This is a genomic window from Streptomyces sp. NPDC059649, assembly GCF_042734445.1.
Lineage (GTDB): Bacteria > Actinomycetota > Actinomycetes > Streptomycetales > Streptomycetaceae > Streptomyces.
Map to the genome: position 1 here is coordinate 36,922 of NZ_JBHWDV010000012.1, position 14,368 is coordinate 51,289.

General features: G+C 73.5%; 10 protein-coding genes. 2 read left to right on the forward strand and 8 right to left on the reverse strand.

What is annotated here, in order from left to right; all coding sequences use genetic code 11:
- Positions 1 to 10 precede the first annotated feature (10 nt).
- The 5 genes from ACFV1J_RS15965 to xylB form a co-directional block, all read right to left on the reverse strand.
- Positions 11 to 652 carry an N-acetylmuramoyl-L-alanine amidase gene (locus tag ACFV1J_RS15965; RefSeq protein ID WP_385858344.1) on the reverse strand — a complete coding sequence of 214 codons (642 nt, stop codon included), beginning with the start codon at positions 650 to 652 and terminating at the stop codon, positions 11 to 13.
- A gap of 241 nt (positions 653 to 893) precedes the next feature.
- Entirely contained in the window at positions 894 to 2,309 is a 1,416-nt protein-coding gene (locus ACFV1J_RS15970; RefSeq protein WP_385858346.1) for a family 2B encapsulin nanocompartment shell protein, read from the reverse strand.
- Between the two features lie 95 nt (positions 2,310 to 2,404).
- Positions 2,405 to 3,814, reverse strand: a complete 1,410-nt coding sequence (locus ACFV1J_RS15975) for a family 2B encapsulin nanocompartment shell protein (protein WP_385858348.1) — start codon at positions 3,812 to 3,814, stop codon at positions 2,405 to 2,407.
- A gap of 158 nt (positions 3,815 to 3,972) precedes the next feature.
- The gene (locus tag ACFV1J_RS15980; protein WP_385858350.1) at positions 3,973 to 5,244 is read right to left on the reverse strand and encodes an ROK family protein; all 1,272 of its coding nucleotides are present in this window, start codon (positions 5,242 to 5,244) and stop codon (positions 3,973 to 3,975) included.
- Between the two features lie 233 nt (positions 5,245 to 5,477).
- Positions 5,478 to 6,905, reverse strand: a complete 1,428-nt coding sequence (gene xylB, locus ACFV1J_RS15985; RefSeq protein ID WP_385858353.1) for a xylulokinase — start codon at positions 6,903 to 6,905, stop codon at positions 5,478 to 5,480.
- Between the two features lie 152 nt (positions 6,906 to 7,057).
- On the opposite strand from xylB, the gene xylA reads away from it, so the two are divergent.
- The gene (gene xylA / locus ACFV1J_RS15990) at positions 7,058 to 8,221 is read left to right on the forward strand and encodes a xylose isomerase (RefSeq protein WP_385858548.1); all 1,164 of its coding nucleotides are present in this window, start codon (positions 7,058 to 7,060) and stop codon (positions 8,219 to 8,221) included.
- A gap of 27 nt (positions 8,222 to 8,248) precedes the next feature.
- Here xylA and ACFV1J_RS15995 read toward each other — a convergent pair whose 3' ends face one another.
- A complete protein-coding gene (locus tag ACFV1J_RS15995) occupies positions 8,249 to 9,214 on the reverse strand; it encodes an acetylxylan esterase (RefSeq protein ID WP_385858355.1) in 966 nt (321 codons plus the stop codon).
- A 135-nt stretch (positions 9,215 to 9,349) separates the two neighbouring features.
- Here ACFV1J_RS15995 and ACFV1J_RS16000 point away from each other — a divergent pair, with 135 nt between their 5' ends.
- Positions 9,350 to 10,219 carry a hypothetical protein gene (locus ACFV1J_RS16000; RefSeq protein ID WP_385858358.1) on the forward strand — a complete coding sequence of 290 codons (870 nt, stop codon included), beginning with the start codon at positions 9,350 to 9,352 and terminating at the stop codon, positions 10,217 to 10,219.
- Positions 10,220 to 10,235: 16 nt separating this feature from the next.
- On the opposite strand, the gene mmuM is transcribed toward ACFV1J_RS16000, so the two are convergent.
- Entirely contained in the window at positions 10,236 to 11,156 is a 921-nt protein-coding gene (gene mmuM / locus ACFV1J_RS16005; protein ID WP_385858360.1) for a homocysteine S-methyltransferase, read from the reverse strand.
- A 152-nt stretch (positions 11,157 to 11,308) separates the two neighbouring features.
- Positions 11,309 to 14,266 carry a glycoside hydrolase family 2 TIM barrel-domain containing protein gene (locus tag ACFV1J_RS16010; RefSeq protein WP_385858550.1) on the reverse strand — a complete coding sequence of 986 codons (2,958 nt, stop codon included), beginning with the start codon at positions 14,264 to 14,266 and terminating at the stop codon, positions 11,309 to 11,311.
- Positions 14,267 to 14,368: the final 102 nt, after the last annotated feature.

A 14,368-nucleotide genomic window follows, 5' to 3' on the forward strand; every position in this document is an offset into this window, starting at 1 on the left:
GCGCGCCGGGTCATCTGCGGTGCCGCCAGGACGCCTCGGTGACCAGCTGCAGGTAACGCGCCCAGTCCCAGAACTCCCCGGGGTCGGTGTGGTCGGAGCCGGGGACCTCGATGTGGCCGATGATGTGCTCGCGGTCCTTGGGGATCCCGTAGCGGTCGCAGACGGCGGCGGTGAGCCGGGCGGAGCGCTCGTAGAGCGTGTCGGTGAACCACGTCGGGTCGTCGATCCAGCCCTCGTGCTCGATGCCGATGCTGCGGGTGTTGAAGTCCCAGTTGCCGGCGTGCCAGGCGACGTCGCGCTCGCTGACGCACTGGGCGAGGTGGCCGTCGGCGGAGCGGACGACGTAGTGGGCCGCGGCCTTGTGCCGGGGGTCCTGGAACAGCCGGAGGGTGTCCTTGTAGGTCTCCTGCGTCACATGGATCACGATCATCTCGATCGGGTACTGGTCCGGGCGGTCCGCGGCGGTGAAGTTGGACCTGCTGGCCGGCACCCATTCGACCGGGGGGTAGCCGTCGCCGCCGTGCGGTGTCCGGCGGCGCGGGCCGGCCAGTGCGGCGGACGCGGTGAGCGGGGCGAGGGCGGCGGATGCGGCGAGTGCGGCCGCGCCGGTGATCAGACGTCGGCGGGCGGTGCGGGGGTGGCGGGGCTCCATGTGGACTCCTGACAAGGACCGAGGGTGGTCGCGTACATGTCACGCACATGCGATGCGTTCATCATGCGCAACCGGACAGGTCCTGCCAAGGGCATGGCCGGGCCGCCAATGGCTCGACCAAAGACGACAACGGTGCAGGTCACGAGCCGGGACATACCTGATCGGTCGTCACCCGGGTGCCGCGTCCGGGCCCCTGGAGGGACGGGCCCGGACGCGGCACCGGACGGCGGCACACCGCAGGTCAGTGACCGATCTCGACGTCCTCCAGGATGCCCAGTGCGTCCGGCACCAGCACGGCCGCCGAGAAGTAGGAACTGACCAGGTAGTTGATGACCGCCTGGTCGTTGATGCCCATGAAGCGCACGGACAGGCCCGGCCGGTACTCGTCCGGGATGCCGGTCTGGTGCAGCCCGATCACGCCCTGGTTCTCCTCGCCGACCCGCAGCGCCAGGATCGAGCTGGTCCGGTCCCGGGTGATCGGGATCTTGTTGCACGGCAGCAGCGGAATGCCCCGCCAGGCCCGGACCTCCCCGCCCTCGAACGGGACCGTGCTCGGATAGATCCCCCGGGCGTTCCACTCCCGCCCGATGGCGGCGATGGTCCGCGGATGCGCCAGCAGGAACTGCGTCTTGCGGCGCCGGGAGATCAGTTCGTCGAGGTCGTCGGGGGTGGGCGGTCCGGTGCGGGTGTGGAGGCGCTGCTTGAGGTCGGCGTTGTGCAGCAGTCCGAACTCGCGGTTGTTGATCATCTCGTGCTCCTGGCGCTCGCGCAGCGCCTCCACGGTCAGCCGCAGCTGCTGGTCCAGCTGGTTCATCGGCCCGTTGTAGAGGTCGGCGACCCGCGAGTGCACCTTCAACACCGTCTGCGCCACGCTGAGTTCGTACTCCCGCGGCGTCAGTTCGTAGTCCGCGAAGGTGCCCGGCAGCACCGGCTCGCCGACATGGCCGGCGGCCAGCTCGATGGCCGCCTCCCCGTGCTTGTTCTGCGCCGGCACCAGCGCCGTACGGAACGCCTCGATATGCGCCCGCAGGGAATCCGCATCGCCCAGCACCGCCTCGAAGTCGCTGCGGTACAGGGTCAGTGCGGTCACCCGGGTCACCGCACGCACCGAGTGCTCCCACTCCGCGTCCGCGGACAGCAGCGCCGCGGCGCCGATGGCGTCACCGTCGGCCAGCGTGCCCAGGGACGTCTCCTCGCCGTACTTGCCGGTGGCGAGGCGGTCCAGCTTGCCGTGCGCGATCAGGATGACCCGGTCGGTCGGGGCGCCCTCGCGGGCCAGTACGTCACCGGGGGCGAACTCCCGCTGTACGAAGCGGCCGGCCAGCGCCTCCAGGGTCGCGGCGTCGGTATAGCCGCGCAGCGGCGCCAGTTCGCGCAGCTCGGCCGGGATCACCCGGACGTCGGTGCCGGTCGAGACGAACTCGATCCGCCCGTCGCCGAGGGTGTGCGTCAGCCGGCGGTTGACGCGGTAGGTGCCGCCGGAGACCTGGGTCCACGGCAGGATGCGCAGCAGCCAGCGGGAGGAGATCCCCTGCATCTGCGGCACGGTCTTGGTCGTCGTCGCCAGATTGCGGGCCGCGGCGGTGCCCAGGCTGGACGGATGCTGCTCGACCTCGGAGGGCTGCGGGCCGGACGTCGGGTCCACCGATGTGGTCATGGAAGAAGCTCACCTGTTCTGTCGGTGCTGGCTGTGCCGATTGCTGCCGGGGCGTGCGGTGACGCGTACTGCCCGGCTGTTCCTGCGGCGGCCGTTCACTGGCCGATCTGCACGTCCTCCAGCACGCCCAGCGCATCGGGCACGAGAATGGCCGCGGAATAGTAGGCGCTCACCAGATACTTGAGGACCGCCCGGTCGTCGATACCCATATAACGCACCGACAGGCCCGGCTCGTATTCATCGGGAATTCCGGTCTGATGCAGACCGACCACACCCTGCTTCTCCTCACCGGTACGCAGCAGCAGAATCGAGCTGGTGCGTTCCCTGGTGACCGGAATCTTGTTGCACGGGAAGATCGGCACCCCGCGCCAGGACGGCAGCGAATGCCCCATGAAATCCACCGCGGTCGGATACAGGCCGCGGGCACTGCATTCCCGGCCGATGGCGGCGATGGTCTGCGGGTGGGCGAGCAGGAAACCCGGGTCCTTCCACACCGTCGCGAGCAGTTCGTCGAGGTCGTCGGGGGTCGGCGGTCCGGTGCGGGTGTGGAGGCGCTGCTTGAGGTCGGCGTTGTGCAGCAGCCCGAACTCGCGGTTGTTGATCATCTCGTGTTCCTGGCGCTCGCGCAGCGCCTGGATCGTGAGCTTCAGCTGCTCCTCGACCTGGTTCATCGGGTCGCTGTAGAGGTCGCCGACCCGGCTGTGCGTGCGCAACACCGTCTGGGCCACGCTCAGTTCGTACTCCCGCGGCGTGGCGTCGTAGTCGACGAAGGTGCCGGGCAGGGCCGGCTCGCCCTGGTGGCCGGACGCCACGGACACCGCCGACTCGCCGCTGGCGTTCGTCGGCCGGGCGGCGGACCGGTCGGCCGTCGCCAGGTGCTCGCGCAGCCCGGGGGAGCGGTCGATCACCTCCAGGCCCGCCTGGCGCGGCAGGGTCATGACCGTCACCCGGGTCACCGCGCGGTAGCTGAACTCCCAGCTCCCCTCGTCGGCCTCGAGCGGACCGGCCCCGAAATGGTCACCCCCCGCCAGGGCTTCCAGCACCGTCGAGTCGCCGTATTTGCCGGTGCCGATGCGGTCCACCCGGCCGTGCGCGATCAGCACCAGCCGGTCGTCCGGAGTGCCGGCCTCCGCGATCAGCTCGCCCGGCGCGTACTCGACCTGGGTGAACCGCTCGCCGAGCGCGGCCAGCACCTCCTGGTCGGTGAACTCCCGCAGGGCGGGCAGTTCCCGCAGCTCCTCCGGGATGACCGAGACGTCGCCGCCGTTGATGTCGAAGTCGATGCGCCCGTCGCCGACGGTGTAGGCCAGCCGGCGGTTCACGCGGTACGTGCCACCCGACACCTGCACCCAGGGCAACAATCGCAGCAGCCAGCGGGAAGTGATTCCCTGCATCTGCGGCGCGGTTTTGGTGGTGGTCGCCAAATTCCGTGCGGCGGTGGTACTCAGACTGGAATTCTGGGATTCTTCCGCACTGCTGGGAAGCGATTCGTCGGCAATCGTCACAAGGCCACCTGTCTCCTGGGAGGGTGCGATGCGGTACTGCCCCGGAACCGATTTCACGGCGGTTTCGCGGCAGCCCGCCGAACCGACGGTAGTGGTGCGCTTTTTATCGGCACAATCGCTCAATGGGGTGGCATGGAAATCTCTTTCCATGGAAAGGTTTAGCGGGTTCGGTCCGGGGGAGGGTCAGCCGGGGCGCGGGAAGGGAGGGGATCGTCGAGGACGCCCCGCAGCGCCGCGTGCGCCGCCCCCAGCAGCGGCCCGTCCGCCCCCAGCCGCGACACCGTCACGGACGGCCCGCCGGCCCGCCCCGGATCCGCCGCCACGGCCGTCCGCAGCGTCAACTCCCGTTCCAGCGACGGCAGTACCCACGGCGCGAGTCCGGCCAGCGCACCCCCCAGGACGACCGCCCGGGGGTCGAGCAGGTTCACCGCCCCGGCCAGCGCGATACCGAGCGCCGTCCCCGCCTCCGCAAGGGCCCGTACGGTGGCCGGGTCGCCGTCGGCCGCGCGGCGCGCCAGCCACGCGATCCGGGCCCCCGGGCCCGCCTCCCCGGCCGCCGCCCCGCTCGCCCGCAGCACGGCCGCTTCCCCCGCGTACTGCTCCAGGCACCCGCGCCCGCCGCAGTCGCACCGGCGGCCGTCCGGATACACCGGCACATGGCCCAGCTCCCCGGCGAACCCCCGGGCGCCGCGCAGCAGTTGGCCGTCCACCACGACGGCCGCGCCGATCCCGGCCTCGGCCGAGACATGCACGAAGTCCGGCGGCGGCCCCGGCCGTTCGCCGTCCCCAGCGGCCATCCGCAGTTCGGCCAGCGCCCCCAGGTTCGCCTCGTTCTCCACGGTCAGCGGCACGGCCGGGGAGTCCGGCGGGGCGGTCACCGGGGCCAGGCCGGGCGCCAGATCCGCCGCCCGCCAGCCGAGGTTGGGCGCGTGCACCACGGTCGTCCCGCCGCGGGCCACCAGCCCCGGCACCGCCACCGTGAGCCCGGCGGGCCGCAGCCCCTCCGCGCCGATCCGCCCGGTCACCTCCGCGAGCAGCTTCCCGAGCCGCTCCAGTACGGGCCCGGGCGCGCTGTTCCGGTTCGCCGCGCCGACCGCCGCCCGGGCGCGTATCCGGCCGCGCAGATCGACCGCGCACACCGCCAGATGGTCCACGCCTATCTCCGCCCCGATCCCCGCCGGGCCGCGGTCGCTGACCACCAGTTCGCTCCCGGGCCGGCCCCGGCCACGGGGCGCCGCCGGCCCGGACTCGGCCAGCAGCCCGGCCCGCAGCAGCTCGTCCACCAGCGGTGCCACACCCGCCCGGGTCAGCCCGATCCGCGCCGCCACCGCCGGCCGCGACAGCGGCCCGTGCGCCGCCACGGCCCGCAGCACCCGGGCGAGGTTGCGCCGCCGGATGCCGGCCTGGGTGTCGTTGCCGGGCGGGGTCACGGGTCTCCTCGGAGATGCCGGGCCAGGGGGGGTGTCCCTGGCGGGTGATTGGCTGATGGGTGATGTCCCGTCGCGGGCGGTGCCGGGTTACGGGGGGCGTCCGGGTGGCCGTGGGGCGGCCGCGCCGGTCCGTACGGGCGGGCCCGTACGGGCGGTTCGTGTGGACGGGTTCGTGTGGACGGGGGCGTGCGGACGGGGGTGTGCGGACCGCGGCGTACGGACCGGACCGGGCCTCAGCGTCGCAGCAGGGCCTCCGCGTCGGTGAGGGTCGCCGCCAGGCGCTCCAGGGCGGCGTCGTCCCGGGGCTGGGCCTCCCACTCCGCGCCGCGTGCGGTGCCCCAGCGGCGGGCCACCGCCGCCGGGTCCTCGCCCAGCAGCAGCCCGGCCGCCTGCGCCGCCGCGCCGAGCGCGACCAGCTCCTGGGCCTCGGGTACCACCACCGGGCGGCCGGAGAGCCGGCGGACCGTCTCCCGCCAGGCCCGGCCCTTCGCGCCGCCGCCGATCAGCAGCAGCGGCGCCCCGGCCGCGGCGTCCGCGTCCAGCACCTGCTCCAGCGCCTGCAGCAGCGCGAACACCGCACCGTCGTAGGCGGCCTGGAGCAGCTGGCCGGCCGTGGTGGCGTGCCGCAGCCCGTGCACCAGGCCGGACGCCCCGGGCAGGTTCGGCGTGCGCTCCCCGTCGAGGAACGGCAGCATCACCACCTCACCGCCCGCCTCCACGGCCTCCCGGTCGCGGCCCAGCAGCGCCGCCACCCGGTCCACGGCGAGCGTGCAGTTCAGGGTGCAGGCCAGCGGCAGCCAGTCGCCCCGGGCGTCGGCGAAACCGGCGACCGTGCCGGTCGGATCGGCCGGGCGGTGGGCGGAGACCGCGTAGACCGTCCCCGAGGTGCCCAGGCTCAGTACCGGCTGTCCGGGGCGCAGGCCCAGCCCGAGCGCGGCCGCCATGTTGTCGCCGGTGCCCGCGGCCACCAGGGCGCCCCGGGGCAGCGGCAGCTCGGCGGCGTGCACCGTCCCGGCGGCCTCGCCCGGCCCGGCCACCCGGGGCAGCGCCTCCGGCGGCAGCCCGACGTGCGCCAGGATCTCGGTGTCGTACGCCCCGGTGGCCGAGGCCCACCAGCCCGTACCGGAGGCGTCCCCGCGATCGGTGACCGCCTCGCCGGTCAGCCGCCCGGTGAGGTAGTCGTGCGGCAGCCGCACCGCGGCGGTGGCGGCGGCCGCGGTCGGCTCGGTCTCCCGCAGCCAGGCCCACTTGGCCACCGTGAACGCCGGCCCCGGCACGCTCCCCACCCGGTCGGCCCAGGCCCGGGCACCGCCCCGCTCGGCGATCAGCCGCTCGCTGTGGCCCGCCGCGCGGACGTCGTTCCACAACAGCGCCGGACGCACCGGCTCGCCCGCCGCGTCCAGCGTGACCAGTCCGTGCTGCTGCCCGGCGACCGACACCGCCGAGACCTGCCGGGCGGCGTCCCCGCACTGCGCCAGCGCCTCGCCCAGCGCCCGCCACCACTGCCGGGGGTCGCTCTGCTTGCCGGGGCCGCCGACCGTGTGCGGCGCCTGCCCACGCGCGACGACCACGCCGGTCTCCGCGTCCACGACCAGCGTCTTCGTGGACTGCGTCGAGCTGTCCACGCCGAGGACGAGCGGTCCCGCTGCCTGTGCGCCCATCGTGCTCTCTCCCTTGGCGGCCCGCTGCCACACGGGTGCGGAACCTTCTCGCACGGTCTGCTTCCAGGGGGTTCCCCGGTGTGCCGCCGCATATTAGTTTGGCCACCGCGGAATTTGTAAAGAGCCTTGACGAAATGACTGAGGGAGTTGCGATGCGCTGCCGGCCGGTGCCCGAGGACAAATTCAGCTTCGGTCTGTGGACCGTCGGCTGGCAGGGCCGCGACCCCTTCGGGGACGCCACCCGCCGCGCCCTGGACCCGGTCGAGACCGTCCACGCACTCGCCGAGCTCGGCGCGTACGGGGTCACCTTCCACGACGACGACCTGATCCCGTTCGGCGCCGACGACATCCAGCGGGAGACGGCCGTCAAACGCTTCCGCCGGGCACTGGACGCCACCGGCCTGGTCGTCCCGATGGCGACCACCAACCTCTTCACCCACCCGGTGTTCAAGGACGGCGCCTTCACCGCCAACGACCGCGACGTCCGCCGCTACGCACTGCGCAAGACGCTGCGCAACATCGACCTCGCCGCCGACCTGGGCGCCCGTACCTACGTGGCCTGGGGCGGCCGGGAGGGCGCCGAGTCCGGCGCGGCCAAGGACGTCCGTGCCGCCCTCGACCGGCTCAAGGAAGCCTTCGACCTGCTCGCCCAGTACGTCGTCGAGCAGGGCTACGACCTGCGGTTCGCCCTCGAACCCAAGCCCAACGAGCCGCGTGGCGACATCCTGCTGCCCACCGTCGGCCACGCCCTGGCCTTCATCGAGCGCCTCGAACGCCCCGACCTGTTCGGCGTCAACCCGGAGGTCGGCCACGAGCAGATGGCCGGCCTGAACTTCCCGCACGGCATCGCCCAGGCCCTGTGGCAGGGCAAGCTCTTCCACATCGACCTCAACGGCCAGAGCGGCGTCAAGTACGACCAGGACCTGCGCTTCGGCGCCGGCGATCTGCGTGCCGCGTTCTGGCTCGTCGACCTGCTGGAGACGGCCGGCTACGACGGGCCCCGGCACTTCGACTTCAAACCGCCGCGCACCGAGGACCTCGACGGTGTCTGGGCCTCCGCCGCCGGCTGTATGCGCAACTACCTGATCCTCAAGGAGCGCGCCGCGGCCTTCCGGGCCGACCCGGCCGTCCAGGACGCGCTGCGCGCCGCCCGCCTGCACGAGCTGGCCCGCCCCACCGCCGAGGACGGCCTGGCCGGGCTGCTCGCCGACCCCACCGCCTACGAGACCTTCCGCCCGGAGGCGGCCGCCGCCCGCGGGATGGCCTTCGAGCAACTGGACCAGCTGGCCCTGGACCATCTGCTCGGCGCGTCCTGAACCGGCCCGGGCGGCCGGCCGGCCCGGTCAGCCCAAGAGCCGCCGGACGAAGCGGAGTTCGGCGGCCCGCTGGTCGGTACCGCCGGTTTCGTGGGCGTTGAAGCGCCACACCTTGAGTTCCTTCTCGCCGGCGTAGTGGTGGTACGCGGCGAAGCCGGTGGACGGCGGCACCACGTCGTCGCGCAGTGCGGTCGCGAAGAGCGCCGGAGCGGTGGCGCGGACCGCGAAGTTCAGCCCGTCGAAGTGGTCCAGGGTGTCCAGCGCGGTGTCGACGTGGTCCCGGGCGCCCGCGAAGTAGCGGCCGAGCTCGCCGTACGGGCCGGCGTCGGTGATCTCGACCGCGCGGCGGACATGGGTCAGGAATGGTGCGTCGATCAGCGCCCCGGCGAGCCCCCGGACCAGGCCGGTCATGGCCAGGGCGAGCGCCCCGCCCTGGCTGTGGCCGGCGACCACTATCCGCTCCTCGTCCACCTCGGCGTGGCCGCGGGCGGTCTCCACGGCCCGTACGGCATCGGTGAACAGCCGCCGGTAGTAGTGGTCGTCGGGATCGAGCAGGCCCTGGGTCAGCCGGCCGGGGACGCCCGGATTGCGGTAGCCGGCCGGGTCGGGGGTGTCACCGGGGCGGTTCGGACCGCTCTGGCCGCGGGCGTCCATGACCAGGGTGGCGTACCCCGCCGCGGGCCACAGCAGCCAGTCGTGCGGCCGCAGCCGGCCGCCGCCGTAACCGAGGTACTGCACGATGCACGGCAGTGGCCCGGCCGCCGCCCGCGGGATCAGGAACCAGCCACGGATCCGGTGCCCGCCGAAGCCGGAGAACTCCACGTCGTAGGTGCGCAGCAGGGTCAGCCCGGCGTCGAGTGCGGTGAACCGCGCGGCCAGGTCATGGGTGCGGGCCTCGGCGAGGGTGCGCTCCCAGAACGCGTCAAATCCGGGCGGCTCGGGCAACGGGGGGCGATAGGTGCGCAGTTCGTCCAGGGGCAGGTCGGTGAACACGCGGAACCTCCGGGCCGTAGGGTGGCTTGCTGCCTGTCGCCAACGGTGCCCAGCGGACGGACATATCAGACCCGACGTGTTCCAGCTTGGTCACCGCGTCCCGTGAAACCCAGTAAAGAAGCGATCATTTCCGTTATGAGTTTTCCGCCGCCGCCCGGCCAGCCGCACCCGCCCAACCAGCCGCCCCCCGACAACCCGAGCGGCTTCGGCCCGCCGGCCGGCGGCTACGGCCCCGGCGGCCAGGCCGGCTACGGCTCCGGCGGCCAGGCCGGATACGGCTCCGGCGGCTACGGCCCGCCCCCCGGCGGCAACCAGCCCCCCGGCGGCTTCGGCCCGCCCGCGGGCGGCTACGGCCCTCCGGGACCGGGCGGCCCGGGCGGCCCCGGCGGCTGGCAGCAGCCGCCCGGCCCGCCCAACGGCGGCGGCAACGGCAAGCTCATCGCCGCCATCATCGGCGGCGGCGCGGTCGTGCTGGCCGCCGTCATCGCCGTCGTCGTGATCGCCAACAGCGACGACGGCAGCACCAACCGCGCCCGCCCGTCGGCCAATTCGAGCACCTCCGCCACCCCGTCCGAGAGCGCCTCCGCCACGCCCTCCGACGACCCCTACGCCTCGCCCAGCAGCGACTCCGGGAGCACGACCTCGCCCTCCTCCGGCAAGATCCCCTTCTACCTGCAGAAGGTCGGCGACTGCTACGACCTGGGCCCGGACGGCGACGGTATGAACGAGGTGGCCTCCTGCAACGGCCCGCACGACGCCGAGGTCGTCGCCACCCACCGCCTCGGCGCGGGCCTGACCAGCGAATCCGACATCCAGGACAAGGCGTCGTCGCTGTGCCGGGACGAGCTGGAGCGCAAGGCGTCCCGGCAGCCCGCCGGCACCGCCGAGGGCACCTACGTGCAGTATCCCAACCCCAAGGGCTACAAGCTCGGCTACAAGACCGTCAGTTGCAGCCTGATGGGCAACCGCAGCAACACCAGGAAGCTCACCAAACCGCTGTCCTGAGCAGCCCCGACCGGTGTCAGTGGCCGAGGCCGGCCGCCAGCTCCGCGATGGCGTCCGGCCCCACCCGGCAGCAGCCGCCGATCAGCCGGGCGCCGTCCGCGACCCAGCCGGCGACCCGGTCGGCGCTGAACTCCGCTATGCCGCACCAGGTCCGCGCCTCGGCGTCCCAGCGCTCCCCGCTGTTCGGATACACCACCACCGGCTTGCCGGTGACCCGCGCGGCCAGCGGCACCGCCCGGTCCGCGTCGTCCGGCGCGCAGCAGTTCACCCCCACGGCGATCACCTCGTCCGCCTCCGCCGCGAGGGCGAACGCCTCCGCCAGCGGCTGCCCGGCACGGGTCGTGTCCCCGGCGACGCTGTACGACAGATACGCCGGCACGCCCAGCCCGCGCACCGCCCGCAGCAGCGCCCGGGCCTCGTCGGCGTCCGGCACCGTCTCCAGCGCCAGCACATCGGGCCCGGCCGCCGCCAGCACCTCCAGCCGCGGCCGGTGGAATCGCTCCAGCTCCGCCACCGACCGGCCGTACCGGCCGCGGTACTCGGAACCGTCCGCCAGCATCGCGCCGTACGGACCCGCCGAAGCGGCCACGTACAACGGCCCGGTGGCGCCGCCCGCCCGTGCCCGGCCGGCCGCCTCGCGGGCCAGTGCCACGCTCCGGCCGAGCAGCTCCGCGGCCTCCTCGGCGCCGATGCCGCGCCGCGCGAACCCCTCGAACGTCGCCTGGTAGCTGGCGGTGATCGCGACCTGCGCCCCGGCTTGGTAGTACTCCAGATGCGCCCGCAGCACCGCCTCCGGCTCCTCGGCCAGCAGCCGCGCCGACCACAGCTCGTCGCTCAGGTCGTGCCCGGCGGCCTCCAGTTGGTTGGACAGCCCGCCGTCGAGGACCACCGGCCCCGCGGCGAGGGCGTCGGCGAGCGTCGGGGCCGTGCTGACCATGGTGCGAACCCTCCTCGTGTGCTGCCGGGCGGATCTTTTCCCAGCTCCTTCGGATCGTAGCTCCGCCCACTGACAACGCCCCTGACACCGCCGCCGACAATGCCTCTGACCAGGCCCCCGGCCGGCGAATGGACGGCGAGGCCGCCGGCCGCTCAGGGCAGTGACGCGAAGACGAACGAGAACCGCGCCGGGGCGGCCGTCAGTCGGTACCGCGGCAGCACGCCCGGCCCGCACGACTGGCTGCCGATGCCGTGCTGTGCATGGTCGAGATGCAGCCACAGGTGATCGCCCGGCCGCAGGTCCGGGGTGTGCCGGGCCGCGGTCAGCTCCTCGTCGGACCAGCGGCGGGCGGCGAAGGCGAAGTCCGGGTCCCCCTCGACCCGGAGGCCGGAACCGTCCGACCGGGTCAGCCGCAGCCAGCGCACCCCGGGCCGGGAACCGTTCTCCTGCGGCCGGACGTAGGGCGTCTGCAGCTCCTCCACCGACCGCGACCAGCGGCCGGTGCGGGCGGCCGCCCGGGTGTCCGGATAGCCCTCGCCCGGCCCGTCGCCGTACCACTCCGCCCGCCCCAGGCTCCCGCACACCGCCATCCGCACCCCCAGCCGGGGCAGCGGAACCGGCCAGTCGCCCTCCGGATCCACCGCCAACTCCAGCCGCAGCAGGTCGCGTCGGGCCGTCCAGCGGTAGACCGCGCGCAGCGCGAGCGGGGAACCGGCCGCGGCCATCCGGGTCCGCACCACCAGCGCGGGCCCGTCCGGTTCGACGGCGTCCACACGGTGGTGCATCCGGTGCAGACCGAGCCTGCGCCACTCGGTGGCCGGCCGCGGCCCGGGCTGCCAGGGCGCGGCCTCGTCGTTGTCGGTCGGCGCCCGCCAGACGTGCAGCCGGGGGCCGCCGATCCGCACCCCGTCCAGATAGCCCAGCGTCCCGGTCGTGGCGTCGAACGTGCCCGGCCCGAGCACGATCACATTGCCCTCGCCGCGGCGCGGGGTGGCGGTGGGCTCCGGAGGCACATACGCCGGACGCGGTACGGCCGGGAACTGGCCCCACGCGACCTCGTGCCCGGCCGGCGCCCAGGCGGTGTCCCTCGCCAGTACGGCCTGCACCGTCCAGAGGGCCTCCCGGCCCTCGTACCGCTCCTCCGCCATCTCCGGCAGCGTCGTCACGACCGACCCGCCCGGTGGCGGTGTGGGCATCTCCAGCCACCCGCTGCCGCACGGGACGCCCTCCACCTCGTAGGTCCACAGGAACGACAGATGCCCGAGCCCGGAGAAGTCGTACAGATTGCTGATCCGGACCGTCCGTCCGCCGTCGTCACCGACCGGCCCGGCCTCGATCCGCACCGGCTCGACGACCTTCTTCAGCTCGGCCAGTCCCGGCGACGGTGTCCGGTCCGGCAGCACCAGGCCGTCACAGACGAAGTTCCCGTCGTGCAGCTCCTCACCGAAGTCGCCGCCGTAGGCGTGGTACACCTCGCCTTCCGGTGTCCGCTGCCGCAGCCCGTGGTCGATCCACTCCCACACGAAGCCGCCCTGGCAGCGCTCGTACGTCTCGAACAGCCGCTGGTACTCACGAAGGCCGCCCGGCCCGTTGCCCATCGCGTGTGCGTACTCGCAAAGGATGAAGGGGAGTTGACGGCGCCGGGCGTCCAGTGCGGGATCGTCCAGCGGGCCCTCGGTGCGCCGCCCGATCCGCTCCACCTCGGCGTGATCGGCGTACATCCGGGAGTAGACGTCGGTGTCGGCGCAGCTGCGGTCGCCCTCGTAGTGCAGCGGACGGGACGGATCGCGCCGGCGCATCCACGCGGCCATGGCGGACAGTCCGCGGCCGGTCCCGCACTCGTTGCCCAGCGACCACAGCACGATGCTGGGGTGGTTCTTGTCCCGCTCGACCATCCGGCGGGCCCGGTCCAGCAGCGCCGGTTCCCAGCGCGGGTCGTCGACCGGATTGTCCCGCCAGTCCTGCTGCCCGAACCCGTGCGTCTCCAGATCGCACTCGTCGACGACCCACAGCCCCAGCTCGTCACAGAGGTCCAGGAACGCCGGGTGCGGCGGATAGTGGCTGGTGCGCACGGCGTTGATGTTGTGCTGCTTCATCATCAGCAGGTCCTGGCGCATCACCTCGGGCCCGACGGTCCGCCCGTACCGCGGATGGAATTCATGGCGGTTGACGCCGCGCAGCAGGATCCGGCGGCCGTTGGCCTTCAGCAGTCCGTCCTCGACGCACACCGTACGGAACCCGATCCGCAGCGGGACGGTCTCCCCGGCGGTGACCAACTCCCCTGTATAGAGCCGGGGTTCCTCGGCCGTCCAGGGCTGCACCGGCACCGTCGCGCTCTCCCCGGTCGCCAGGTCCAGCCCGAGCTCCGGTACGGTCACCCGCCCGGCCGGAGTGCACTCCACGCGCAGCGTGCCCCGGCCCGTACGGTGATCGAAGCCGGCATGGACGAAGTGGTCGGTGACCGACCCTTCCGGGCGCCGGTGGACCGAGACGTTCCGGAAGATCCCGGGCAGCCACCACTGGTCCTGGTCCTCCAGATAGCTGCCGGACGACCACTGGTGGACCCGCACCGCCAGCACATTGCGGTGCCGCCGTAACAGCTGCCCGACCTCGAACTCGTGCGGCAGCCGGCTGCCCTTGAAGTGCCCCAGCTCCTGCCCGTTGAGCCAGACCCGGGCACAGGACTCCACCCCGCCGAAGTGCAGCACGGCCGGCCCCTCGCCCCAGCCCTCGGGCAGATCGAAGACGTGCCGGTGGTCACCGGTCGGGTTCTCGTCCGGCACCCGCGGCGGGTCCACCGGAAAGGGATAGGCGGTGTTGGTGTAACCGGGGGCGCCGAATCCCTTGAGCACCCAGGTGCCGGGCACCCTCAGCTCGTGCCACTCCGTGTCGTCGAAGTCCGGCCGGGCGAACGCCTCGTCCTCGGCGTCGGCGCGCGGCGAGAGACGGAACCGCCAGGTGCCGTGCAGCGAGATCCGGGGCGCGTCCGAGGACGGGTACCAGGCGCGCGGCGGCAGCGCGCCCCGGCCCGGCGAGCGGTCCTCGTAGTACGGGAGCCGGGTCTCCGACGGGTCCGGGCGGCCCGGCGCGGGCACCGCCCGGCCGGAGATCGGGGGCGGGTCGTGCGGCGCGTGCGGTGGCGGCTGCGGGGACGTCCCGGTCACTGGTCCTCCTGCTGCGGGCGACGTGCCTGGCGTTGGGGGGATCGCCCT